Annotated in this window: 10 protein-coding genes and 1 riboswitch; all 10 genes read left to right on the top strand. The window is 41.0% G+C overall.

Annotated features, from left to right (window positions below):
- The first annotated feature begins 9 nt into the window (after positions 1-9).
- Positions 10-1032: a galactose/methyl galactoside ABC transporter permease MglC gene (gene mglC, locus BIV60_RS04340; RefSeq protein WP_071354491.1), complete on the top strand. Its 1023-nt coding sequence runs from the start codon at positions 10-12 to the stop codon at positions 1030-1032.
- Positions 1033-1253: 221 nt separating this feature from the next.
- Positions 1254-1643 (top strand): GntR family transcriptional regulator, encoded by a 390-nt coding sequence (locus tag BIV60_RS04345; RefSeq protein ID WP_071354492.1) that lies wholly within the window; start codon positions 1254-1256, stop codon positions 1641-1643.
- A complete protein-coding gene (locus tag BIV60_RS04350; RefSeq protein ID WP_071354493.1) occupies positions 1636-2535 on the top strand; it encodes an ABC transporter ATP-binding protein in 900 nt (299 codons plus the stop codon). The genes BIV60_RS04345 and BIV60_RS04350 overlap by 8 nt, the downstream gene beginning before the upstream one ends.
- The gene (locus BIV60_RS04355; RefSeq protein ID WP_071354494.1) at positions 2510-4483 is read left to right on the top strand and encodes a DUF6449 domain-containing protein; all 1974 of its coding nucleotides are present in this window, start codon (positions 2510-2512) and stop codon (positions 4481-4483) included. Before BIV60_RS04350 ends, BIV60_RS04355 begins: the two co-directional genes overlap by 26 nt.
- A 35-nt stretch (positions 4484-4518) precedes the next feature.
- Positions 4519-5040, top strand: a complete 522-nt coding sequence (locus tag BIV60_RS04360; RefSeq protein ID WP_083402090.1) for an RNA polymerase sigma factor — start codon at positions 4519-4521, stop codon at positions 5038-5040.
- Positions 5041-5196: 156 nt separating this feature from the next.
- A riboswitch (cobalamin riboswitch) is annotated at positions 5197-5396 on the top strand.
- Between the two features lie 141 nt (positions 5397-5537).
- Complete coding sequence (locus BIV60_RS04365) at positions 5538-7808, top strand: ribonucleoside-diphosphate reductase subunit alpha (protein WP_071354495.1); 2271 nt, start codon at positions 5538-5540, stop codon at positions 7806-7808.
- A 36-nt stretch (positions 7809-7844) separates the two neighbouring features.
- Positions 7845-8042 carry a hypothetical protein gene (locus BIV60_RS04370; RefSeq protein WP_071354496.1) on the top strand — a complete coding sequence of 66 codons (198 nt, stop codon included), beginning with the start codon at positions 7845-7847 and terminating at the stop codon, positions 8040-8042.
- Positions 8039-9085, top strand: a complete 1047-nt coding sequence (locus BIV60_RS04375; RefSeq protein WP_071354497.1) for a ribonucleotide-diphosphate reductase subunit beta — start codon at positions 8039-8041, stop codon at positions 9083-9085. The genes BIV60_RS04370 and BIV60_RS04375 overlap by 4 nt, the downstream gene beginning before the upstream one ends.
- 12 nt (positions 9086-9097) lie before the next feature.
- Positions 9098-9565 (top strand): flavodoxin domain-containing protein, encoded by a 468-nt coding sequence (locus BIV60_RS04380; RefSeq protein WP_071354498.1) that lies wholly within the window; start codon positions 9098-9100, stop codon positions 9563-9565.
- Positions 9566-9724: 159 nt separating this feature from the next.
- Positions 9725-11107 carry an L-cystine transporter gene (locus BIV60_RS04385; protein WP_071354499.1) on the top strand — a complete coding sequence of 461 codons (1383 nt, stop codon included), beginning with the start codon at positions 9725-9727 and terminating at the stop codon, positions 11105-11107.
- Positions 11108-11256 lie beyond the last annotated feature (149 nt).

Raw genomic sequence — 11256 nt, forward strand, 5'->3', positions numbered from 1 at the left:
GAGATGCATATGAATAATCAGGCTACACAAAAAGCTAGTGTGTCTAAATGGCTCGTTAATAATGTAATCTATGTGTTTTTAATTCTATTAGTCGTGGGAATTGTCATTGCTTCTCCTGACTTTCTTTCCGTAACAAACTTAATTAATATTTTAAGCCAATCGTCTTCACGGATTATCATTGCCCTTGGAATGGCTGGAATTCTGATTACGGCTGGAACGGACTTATCGGCAGGACGGCTGGTCGGGCTTGCGGCTGTTGTGTCGGCATCGCTTTTACAGGCATCTGATTATGCGTATAAAATGTATCCGCACTTGCATGAATTACCACTATTTGTACCGATTTTACTTGCCATGGTGATTACTGGACTTATCGGGGGATTAAATGGTGTGATTGTGTCAAAATTCCATGTGCCGCCATTCATTGCAACATTAGGGATGATGATTGGAGTTTACGGAATTACTTCCATCTATTTTGACCGCCCGCCATATGGAGCGCAGCCAATCGGCGGCTTAAGCCAAAAATTTACGACCTTTGCCCAGCGTGGTATTCCTATTGGACAATACGAGATTCCATATCTCGTTTTATATGCCATTATTGTTACGGGTATCATTTGGGTAGTTTGGAATAAAACCACACTAGGTAAGAACATGTTCGCCATCGGTGGAAATCCTGAAGCCGCAAAGGTGTCAGGGGTAAACGTTGCTCGCAATATTATTATCATTTATATGATTGCCGGTATTTTGTACGGTTTCTCTGGAACTCTTGAAGCGGGGCGTGTTGGAAGTGCGACCAACAACACTGGTAACATGTACGAGTTGGATGCAATTGCTGCCTGCGTGGTCGGAGGTGTATCCTTATCAGGTGGTATTGGAACTGTTCCTGGTGTCATCACCGGGGTGCTGATCTTCCAAATCATCAACTACGGACTAGCCTTCCTAGGCGTAAGCCCATACATCCAATTCATCGTCAAAGGCGCCATCATCATCGTCGCCGTCGCCTTCGACATGCGCAAACACGCAAAGAAAAAATAGAAGTACGGTGCCTGACACCGTTCGTGGACTTTTCTCTCGATTTGTCCGCGTGGAGTGGACGCGTCCAGAAATGAATATTAAATTGTTTACAAAGCCTGGTTCTTGGTTGAGCCGGGCTTTTTATATTTTTTTCCGAATTTCTCTTTCTTTTTGGAAACGGATGGAATATAATACAAACTGTATTACGAATAATAGTACACTTAGTACAGATGGGGGTCTTTATGTTTGAGCTTGATATTCGAAGCCGTAAGCCCATTTATGAACAGCTTGTCGACAAAATGAAGGAATTGATTATGAATGAGGTGGTCAAACCGGATGAGCAGCTGCCATCGGTTCGCGCGCTTGCCACTGAACTGTCCATCAATCCCAATACCATCCAGAAAGCTTATCGGGAACTTGAGACCCAAGGTTTTATCTATTCCGTAAAAGGCAAAGGAAGTTTTGTCAGTCCTAACAACCAAGTCAAGGATAACGAGAAAATCTCCGAGGTTAAAAAGGAACTCGAAAAGCTGATTATAGAGGCACTATACCTGGGAATCCAGGCCAGAGAGATTATAGAACTCATCAAAGACTTAGACGCTGCAAAAGGGGGAGGCGAAAGCAATGATTGAAATGAAAAATGTCAGCAAAACATTTGAGCGCTTTAAAGCAGTGGACCAAGTGAATCTTTCCATTCAAAAAGGCTCCATTTACGGGTTAATCGGCTCCAACGGGGCAGGGAAAACCACATTAATTAAGCTTCTTGCAGGCATATACCGTCAAGAAACAGGCGAAGTCACGATTGAGGATCAACCTGTGTTTGAAAATATCGGTCTGAAGCAGAAGGTTTTTTACATACCGGACCAGCCATATTTTTTAAACCATTATACGACGAAACAAATGGCCCGTTTTTATAAAAGTATCTATCCGACCTGGAGCGAGGAGCGGTTTCACAAGCTGGCTGAGCTATTTGAAGTCAACCTGTCAAAAAAAATCCAAACGTTTTCAAAAGGCTGGCAGAGACAGGTTGCTTTCATTCTGGCCCTTTCTGCCAACCCTGAAATTCTCATTCTAGATGAGCCGATGGATGGACTTGACCCGGTTGTAAGGAAAAAAGTGAAGAACTTGCTGATTCAAGATGTGGCAGAACGGGAAATGACGATTCTGATTTCGTCACATAATCTCCGTGAAATAGAGGATATTTGCGACCATATTGGAATTATTCATAGGGGAAAACTTGTTATGCAAAAAGAACTGGATGACCTGAAAGCCAATGTTCAAAAAGTACAAGTTGCCTATAAGGATGGACTTCCGAAACATCTACTGAAAAATCTTGACCTGCTCCATAAAGAAAAACGGGGCAGCATCTACCTGTTTATTATTAGAGGAGATGAGGACCAAATCGCCAAGCAAATCCGCCAGACAAATCCGGTCATTTTTGACTTGCTGCCGCTCACTCTCGAAGAAATCTTTATTTACGAAATGGGGGATATCGGTTATGCCATCAAAAATGTCATCGTTTAATAAAGAACTCATTCTGCAAATTGGCAGAAGTACCGGCTGGATTTCAATCGTTTATTTTCTTGGATTGCTGTTTGCCCTACCGCTGCAGCTGGTGATGATGTATTCATCGGATGAAAAGAGAGTCTATAACACAAATGTCGATAATCTTTTTTATTATGATTTTGGAATTCAAATTGGATTAATGGTTATTGTACCGGTTTTGTTAGCGGTGTTTTTATTCCGCTTTTTACATGTAAAACAGGCATCAGACCTGATGCACAGCATTCCGCTTAAAAGAGATAGAATCTTTCACCATTATGCAATAACTGGAATTGTATTTCTGGTTGTTCCGGTTGTCATCACCGCTTTTTTTATCATGATTGTTCGGGCCAACCTGGATTTAACCACTATTTTTAGTACAAATGACATTTTTATCTGGGCAGGGACTACGATTTTATTTGATTTACTTTTGTTCATGGCCGGTGCGTTTATCGCCATGATGACCGGATTATCGGTAGTTCAGGCTGTGTTGACCTATATTTTTGTATTGTTTCCAGTGGGTATCACTGTACTGGTCTGCTACAATTTAAAAATTTTGCTCTATGGATTTCCAAGTGATTATCTTTTGAATCGTGACCTTAATAATATGTCGCCGATTACGCTTGCATTCGGCCTTAATGCAAAAACTTTAGACTGGAAATACGTTGTCATCTTTTTGATGTTATCGATCTTACTTTATGGTCTTTCCTTGTTTTTTTATAAAAAAAGAAGATTGGAAGCTGCTTCTGAAGCGATTGCACTTGTAAATTTACGTTCTGTTTTCAAATATGGAGTGACGATTTGTGTCATGCTGGTTGGCGGAATGTATTTTAGTACGGTACAGAATTCCAGTACAGGCTGGATCATTTTTGGGTATGTAATTGGGACAGTGTTTGGATTTTTTATTGGGGAAATGGTTCTGCAAAAAACATGGCGGGTTTTCAGTCTAAGAAGAATAAAGGGTTTGGTTGTTTTTTCTGCTATATTCGCAGTGCTTGTTTTGGGAGTTAAGACACTAGGGGTCTACGAAAAACGGGTACCGGACCAATCTGAGATTCAAAATGTTTTGATTACGGATAATCCTTATCTTTTCATAGGGCAATATTCATCCAATGAAAGGTTTCACGTGCCTAAACCTTTAAAGGAAGAAGCAAGCATCGAGGCAGTTCGAAAGCTGCACAAGCAAATTATTTCAAATAAGAAGCTGAATAAAGAACATATATCCGACCATTCTGGGGATTTATTTTTAAGATATAAATTGAAAAATGGCAGGTATGTTACTCGTGAGTACAGAGTGGATAAACGGCTTTACGACAACTTATTCAAAACAATTTACGAATCGAAAGAATATAAGCTGGCAACCAATGAAATTTTTAAAATCAATGTAGACAAGATCAGGACGATTCATATTAGTCCGATGGGGCCGGTAGATAAAGGAGTCACATTTGCCGACCAAAACGAAATAAAAGAAGTGATTTCCTTGTTAAGGTCTGATATTTTGGCGGAATCCTATGAGAATAGTGAATTTTATCGGGATCGTGGTTCAAGGATTGAAGTGGATTTAGGAAAAAATGTGAATTTCACTTTCACTTTGAAGCCATCCGATAAGAAATTCATAGAATGGCTAAAGAAAAAGAATCTTTTGGAAAAAGCAATGGTTACTCCGAAGGATATTTCGAAGTTTGGTGTCGTAAAGGATGATTTCTCTAATTCATACAATACAAATGAAATCATTAGACAAATCGAAAATGATAAGGCTTCATTTAAGAGTAGTGATAAACAGCAAATACAACTAGCATTACAAAGAGGTAGCGAGTCCCCTTCCCAGGGTTATGTGGTTGTTTTCTACTATAAGAAAGGTGACTATAAACAGGTATTATTTTTTGATGAAGCACATGCGCCGGACTTTGTAAAAGAGCATTTTAAATAACGGCGCTTGGTGGTTTTTAAAAAGGGGGTGGAGTCTTGGGCTCCATTGATTTTAATCAATTATATAGAGAGCATTCACAGCGCCTGCACTATATTGCCTATTCCTACGCAAAGGATCGATTTATCGCGGAGGATATAGTCCAGGAAGCATTTTTGAAAGCATACAAAAAGCTCGAAACAGTAGAGGATTCTAATAAATTGAGTGCCTGGCTGGCTGCCATCACAGCCAGGACCGCGATTGATTTTTTACGGATGGAAAAACGAAAAAACTGGATGCTTGTTGACCCGTCCATCATGGAACCAATGATTGGGCGGAGTGAGTTCAGCGAAAACCTTGAGGAAGAGGTTGGGCTCCGTCTTTTTAATGAAGAAGTAATCCAGACGATGGGCTGTTTATCAAAAGAATTTCAGGAAGTGCTCATCCTGAAAATTCATTACGGTTTAAAAGAAAACGAGATTGCCAGTTTGCTAGATCTCAAATCAGCGACCGTGAAAACCCGTCTGTATCGAGCGAGAAAACAATTGAAGCATGTGTTTGCCGAGAAAGAATCGGCTTGATAGATTTGAAAACGAGCCTGCCCATAAATTCAGAGGGCAGGCTTAGTTGTTTATCACCATATTGTTTTGATTATATTACTAAAAAACAATTAAACTTGAAAAAATAAATCTATTACTATATATTGTTTTTAGATGGAAATAAAACAACTACATATTGTGTTAGCCTTGAGTTAAGATGCCGTACGGCTTAATAGGGAATCTGGTGAAAATCCAGAACTGCCCCCGCAACTGTAAATGCTGACGAAATGAGCGATGACCACTGTATAAGTTTCTTATGAAAATAGGTGCTTATGCGGGAAGGGCTCAGAGTAGGAGGAAGCATAAGTCAGGAGACCTGTCCTAATTTGAGATGTTTCACTTCCTCGGGGATTGGGAGCTGGAACGGTGGCAAATCAGGTCAAGGAAGGCATGCCTCCTTTGAATCCTCTTTTCTGTTATCGTTTCATCCGCTCGAATCCGCCCCGAGCGGATTTTTTATTTTTAGGAGGAATTTTAAGATGCTTATTACACAAGATTACGTTTTCGAGGCCATTAATCAGGCGGCCGAGCAATATAATCTCGATACTAAGGAGCTGTTGCAAAAAATACAACAAGCACCGGAAAAAGAACAAAGCCAACAGGCCTTATTATATGCATTGAATAAGATTGCGATGGACCAGCCCAATTGGACGTTTGTTGCCGCAAGATTGTATCTGCAGGAATTGTATTTGGAGGCAGCAGGAAATCGTGGTTATTTACATGAGGCTCTATATGGTGATTTTTATCAGTTGATTGAGACTTTAACGGAAAAAGGGATTTACTCTACTGAATTATTGGAATGCTATGGGCGGGAAGAAATCGACCAGTTGGGCAAGGAAATCATGCCCGAACGAGATTACCTGTTTAACTACATCGGATTATTTTTATTAGCGGATCGTTATTTGGCGAAGGGCCACGACCGCAATTTGTATGAGCTTCCGCAAGAGAGGTTCATGGTCATCGCGATGACCCTAATGCAAAAAGAACAGCCTAACCGCCGATTGGCTCTGGTTAAAGAAGCGTATTGGGCATTAAGCAATCTCTACATGACGGTGGCAACACCTACCTTGTCCAATGCGGGAAAAAGCTTCGGCCAGCTGTCGTCCTGTTTTATCGATACGGTTGATGACTCGCTTGACGGGATTTATTTAAATAATTGGGACAGTGCCAGGTTAAGTAAGGACGGCGGCGGAATCGGCATTTATTTTGGAAAAGTTCGTGCGCTTGGCTCTGATATTAAAGGCTTTAAAGGAAATTCGTCAGGTGTTGTGCCGTGGATCCGCCTTATTAATGATACGGCGGTCAGTGTGGATCAGTTGGGACAAAGGCAGGGCGCCATCGCGGTTTATCTCGATATTTTTCATAAGGATATTATGAATGGATTCCTCGACTTAAAAACGAATAACGGTGATGAACGCCGGAAAGCACATGATATTTTTACAGGCGTCACTATCCCTGATTTATTTATGAAAAAGCTTGAAGAAGTCGATGAGAACGGCAGGAGTATTGGACAGTGGTGTACGTTTTGTCCGCATCAGGTAAAACAAATCATGGGCTGGAAGGATGAGTTTGGCAATCCGCTTGGGTTGGAGGATTTTTACGATGAGGAGGACAAGCTTTATTTTACTGAAAAATACGAGGAAGCCGTCCGCCATCCGCTTCTTCCGCGTAAAACTTATCGGGCAATGGAGATTATGGCTCGGATCATGGTTTCGCAGCTGGAAACGGGGACACCCTATATGTTCTATCGGGATGAGATGAACCGGCAAAATCCAAATAAGCATTTGCAGGGAGCTGGCCGTACGGCGATTTATTGCAGCAATTTATGCACGGAAATTGCTCAAAATATGTCTGCTTCAACCGTTGTGAATGAGTATGTGGATGGAGACGGAAATATTGTGATTGTCCGCAAGCCGGGGGATTTCGTTGTTTGTAATCTATCGTCTATTAATTTGGCAAAAGCACTCCCAGCAGGTGTATTGGAGCGGCTGATTTCAATTCAAGTACGGATGCTGGATAACGTGATTGATTTAAATACAATTTCGGTTGGGCAAGCCCAGGTAACGAATCAGAAGTATCGCGGGATTGGCCTGGGAACATTTGGCTGGCACCATTTGCTTGCTTTGAAAAAAATCCATTGGGAATCGGAGGAGGCCGTCCGATTTGCGGATGAGCTTTATGAGGAAATTGCTTATTATACGATTCAGTCGTCGGCGGAACTCGCTAAGGAAAAAGGAGCATACAGTATGTTTGAAGGCTCTGAATGGCAGACTGGGGAGTATTTTGTGCGTAAAAGGTATGTTTCGGACCGGTGGGTTTCATTAAAACAGCAGGTTTCTAGACTCGGGCTCCGCAATGGCTGGTTAATGGCGGTGGCTCCGAATTCTTCAACGGCCAAGATTGGCGGGTCAACAGATGGAATTGATCCTATTTATTCGGTTGAATATGCGGAGGAAAAGAAAAACTTTAAGTTCAAGGTGACGGCACCGGATTTGGATCATGTGACTTATGAGTATTACCGCCGTGCCCGGCATGACTTGGATCAGGTTTGGAGTATTAAGCAAAACGCTGCCCGCCAGCGCCATATCGACCAAGCAATCAGTTTTAATCTGTATGTTCGTCATGATATTAAAGCACGGGATTTATTGAATCTTCATTTGGAGGCGTGGAAGCGGGGGCTGAAAACCACTTATTATGTACGGAGCACGTCTCAGGCGGAGATTGAAGAGTGCGAGGCGTGTCATAGTTAGTCGTGGATTTGTCCTTTAGGAGTGGAAGGACAAAGTTTGATTGAAAAACGAAAAAGTGTCTTACCAGTGGTTCTGGAAGGACAAAATCGGCTGAAAAACGAAAAAAGTGTCTCACCAGCAGCCCTAGAAGGACAAAATCCTAAAAAAGTTCAGAAAAATGTCCTTCCAGATTACAAAAACACCTATAGAGAAAAAATTAATCAAAATTATTACTTCAAGGAGCTAGAAAAATGAATACCAATCTACCATTAACAAAAATAAAACTACTAAACCCGGAATACCCAAATAAATCAACTGGTATCATTAACGGGAAATCCTCAGGCCTGCTAAACTGGAATGACATTGCCTACCCGCAGATGTATGGCCTGTATCAAACATTGCTGTCAAACTTCTGGAAGGCGCAGGAGATTAATATGCAGGATGATCTGAAACAATGGGAGTTCCTCTCCCCCGTTGAGCAGGATATATTTCTAAGAATTAATACTCAACTCGCTTCGCTTGACAGCCTGCAAACACCGACGATGAGTCAGGTCATGGATTATGTGACAGACTCAAGTTTTAAGGCGATTTTTGCAGTAATTGCGCAGCAGGAGGCAGTTCATACCGAATCGTATTCTTATATTTTGAGCTCGCTCATCCCATTAAGTGAACAAAACAAACGGTTTGACCAAGCCAAAAACGATCCCATTGTCCAGAAACGGAATCAATTAATTTTGGACTCATATGAGAGCTTCCGGCAAAACCCAACGCCATTAAACCTTTTTAAACTAGCGGTGAATTCTATCAATTTAGAAGGAATCTATTTTTATGCCGGGTTTGCTTTTTTCTATCATCTCGCCCGTCAGCAAAAAATGCTCAAAACGAGTACGATGATTAGCTATATTCAGCGTGATGAAATGCAGCATGCCTATTTTATTACCCAGTTCATCCGTATTCTTTTAAGGGAAAATCCGGAACTCAATACGGAGGAAAATGTGGAGTACATCTATCAAACAATTGACCAGGCGGTAAAACTTGAAAAAGAGTGGGCTGCATTTATTTTAAAAGATATTGATGGAATTGATTTGAAGGAATTTAGTGGTTATGTAGAGTACTTGGCAAATAAACGTCTGCGGCAGCTGGGATTACAAAATCTTTATCAAGACCGCGAAAACTCAATGCCGTGGATTCATGTGTTTAGCGATGAAATGATTAATGAAACCAAGTCTGATTTCTTTGAGCAAAAATCAAGGACTTATTCCAAGGTAACTCAATCAAATGGGTTTGATGAACTATAAGGGGAGACGGGGATGAAGCTAGCCATCGTTTATACCTCCGTTACAGGGAATACAAAAGATCTTGCTGTTATTTTAGGTGGTTTACTCAAGGACTATGAAATAGATGTAAAGTTGTTTTCAGTTGGAGAGTTTCCGCAAAAAAGATTAGGCCAATTTGATGCAGTGGTGGTCGGAACTTATACGTGGGGAAACGGGGAGATCCCTGAAGAAATGCAGCCTTTATTCCGAGCATTTGAAACCCAGGACACCCACTCAATCGTCACCGGTGTATTTGGAACGGGGGATCAATTCTATCCCCACTATTGCGGGGCCGTCGACAAATTCCGGGACATGCTTTATGTCCACAGCGAATTGGCGGTTACCTTGAAGGTGGAGTTAGCACCGCAATTACAAGACCTTAAAAGGTGCCGAAAGTTTGCCGAAATATTGATACAGCGGTTACGACAACTATGTCCACGCAGAATGGACAAAATAAGCTAAATGTCCACGAACGGTGCCTGTCACCATGTGAAATCTTCACTGGTGACAGGACCGATTTTTTTAAAAATTGAATTTATTTTCTAATTCCGACTTGACCGATTGGAATATATGTAATAAAATTCCCTTATAAATAAAAAGTGGAAAAAAGGGGGAGTTGTTATGAATACTATTCTAGTTATTGTCAATATAGTCGTGTTATTATTGCTTATTTCTGGATTGTTCCTAATGCAAAAAAAGCATGTATCATTTTCCAAACGCGTGTTCACGGCTTTAGGTTTAGGTCTTATATTTGGTTTAGTTATACATCAAATTTATGGAACAACATCTGATATTACGGTAAGCACCATTGATTGGTTTAGTATTGTTGGCAGTGGGTATGTAAAACTATTACAGATGGTGGTCATGCCGCTCGTTTTTATTTCCATCGTGGGTGCTTTTACAAAGCTAAAGATTACTAAAAATATTGGGAAAATCAGTTTCTTGGTTATTGGTCTGCTCCTGGGCACAACCGCTATTGCTGCAGCCATCGGTATTGGATCAGCATTAGGGTTTGGGCTTGACGGCATTCATTTAAATCAAGGTGATGCAGAAGCTGCTCGTAATGCAGAATTAAAGGAAACCGTTGTTAGCGTGAAAGATGCGACAATCCCGCAGCAAATATTGCAGCTATTTCCAAGCAATCCATTCCAAGATTTAACGGGTGCACGCCCTACGTCTACAATAGCGGTAGTTATTTTTGCAGCGTTTATCGGTATTGCTTATTTAGGAGTAAGAAAGAAGAACGAAGAGCAAGGGGAATTTTTTGCTAAAATCATAGATACTTTATACGCCATCATCATGCGAGTTGTAACACTTATTCTTCGTTTAACACCGTATGGGATTCTAGCAATTATTACGAAAGTATCAGCAACAAGTGATTACGAAGCTATTGCGAAATTAGGCAAGTTTGTTATTGCTTCCTATGCAGCACTTATTCTTATGTTTATTGTCCATTTATTATTATTGTCACTTGCAAAACTTAGCCCTGTTCAATATGTGAAAAAAGGCTTGCCAACTTTAACGTTTGCCTTTACATCTCGTACTAGCGCGGGAACATTACCTTTAACAACCAAAACACTTACAAAGGATTTTGGAGTTTCTGAAGGGATTGCAAACTTTGCAGCTTCATTTGGACTTTCCATTGGCCAAAACGGATGTGCAGGTATCTACCCGGCAATGTTGGCTGTAATGGTGGCTCCATCTGCGGGGATTAACCCGACAAGTCCATCCTTTATTCTCACTCTAATCCTTGTTGTAGCCCTTAGCTCTTTTGGTGTGGCTGGAGTGGGTGGTGGTGCGACATTTGCAGCACTGATTGTATTATCAGTATTAAACCTTCCAATTGCGATTGTTGGGTTATTAATCTCTGTTGAACCGTTGATTGACATGGGACGTACAGCCCTGAACGTCAGCGGGGCGATGACAGCTGGTGTACTAACAAGTAAGGCCACAGGAGAATTCGAAAAAGAAGTTTACCAAAATTCTAAAGTCATAGAAGCATAAAAACATGGTGCCTGTCACCGTTCGTGGACAAAATACCCATTTTGTCCTTATTAGGAGGACATTTTGGATAAGATAAAAACTGAATTGGTTAAAAGTGCCTGTCATTTGTATATTTTTACATATGACAGGCATTTTTTTATATTTGTTGA

The organism is Bacillus sp. MUM 116 (genome assembly GCF_001866655.1).
Classification (GTDB): Bacteria; Bacillota; Bacilli; order Bacillales; family Cytobacillaceae; genus Neobacillus.

Coding starts and splice junctions, on each gene's coding strand:
- mglC (WP_071354491.1), top strand. CDS start 10: ATGAATAATCAGGCTACACAAAAAGCTAGTGTGTCTAAATGGCTCGTT.
- BIV60_RS04345 (WP_071354492.1), top strand. CDS start 1,254: ATGTTTGAGCTTGATATTCGAAGCCGTAAGCCCATTTATGAACAGCTT.
- BIV60_RS04350 (WP_071354493.1), top strand. CDS start 1,636: ATGATTGAAATGAAAAATGTCAGCAAAACATTTGAGCGCTTTAAAGCA.
- BIV60_RS04355 (WP_071354494.1), top strand. CDS start 2,510: ATGCCATCAAAAATGTCATCGTTTAATAAAGAACTCATTCTGCAAATT.
- BIV60_RS04365 (WP_071354495.1), top strand. CDS start 5,538: ATGCTTATTACACAAGATTACGTTTTCGAGGCCATTAATCAGGCGGCC.
- BIV60_RS04375 (WP_071354497.1), top strand. CDS start 8,039: ATGAATACCAATCTACCATTAACAAAAATAAAACTACTAAACCCGGAA.
- BIV60_RS04380 (WP_071354498.1), top strand. CDS start 9,098: ATGAAGCTAGCCATCGTTTATACCTCCGTTACAGGGAATACAAAAGAT.
- BIV60_RS04385 (WP_071354499.1), top strand. CDS start 9,725: ATGAATACTATTCTAGTTATTGTCAATATAGTCGTGTTATTATTGCTT.